1 protein-coding gene is annotated in these 571 nt (G+C 41.0%); it reads right to left on the bottom strand.

Annotation, left to right across the window (positions count from 1 at the left end; all coding sequences use genetic code 11):
* Window positions 1-571: GyrI-like domain-containing protein (locus FOY53_RS24275; protein WP_146592548.1), on the bottom strand; the 571-nt coding region annotated here is incomplete at both ends.

The following is a 571-nucleotide window of genomic DNA, read 5'->3' as shown; positions in this document are numbered from 1 at the left end:
GAGGTTATATCCTTATTCTCATTCCACAAGATTTCCGGGCCTTCTATTTGTTCATAGTTTGAGGATGGAAACCATTCGGAATAAATACGTCCCCACACATCTTGTAGCGCATCAGGAAATGATCCGATTGCTTCGAATACTGCCCATGTTGAGGCAGCAACTTTAAGTTGTGTTAGGTTATCCGGACACTCCTTTGTTGTTGCAACGCCAATATAGTGATCAAGCCCCCCTTTTTCCTCCATTCTACCTTCAGAAAAGTTCGTGGATGCACTAAGCAACCCCATAGGCTCGATATTAGAAATTCTTTTAAGATTATTGATCGTTTCACCATCTAAACTTTCCCACATCGCAGCAATCTCTGGATTGACTCCGTTGAAAATAATGGGAACTCTTTTTTGGATACCAACGATGCGGAATGCCCCTTTTTCTTCAATTCGATAGTTCATTTCACTTCCCCCTTTAATTGATAACTGGAAAGCCATTCGTGGATATGCTTTAAGTGAACGGCCATTAATTCTGGCTTCAGACGGCGTTAAGCCATGTAAATTTTGAAAAGCTCTTGCAAAAGAAT

This window comes from Puniceibacterium confluentis, assembly GCF_007923445.1.
Classification (GTDB): Bacteria; Pseudomonadota; Alphaproteobacteria; order Rhodobacterales; family Rhodobacteraceae; genus Puniceibacterium; species Puniceibacterium confluentis.
The sequence above is the reverse complement of the archived record's forward strand: the minus strand, read 5'-3'. Positions and strand labels throughout refer to the sequence as shown.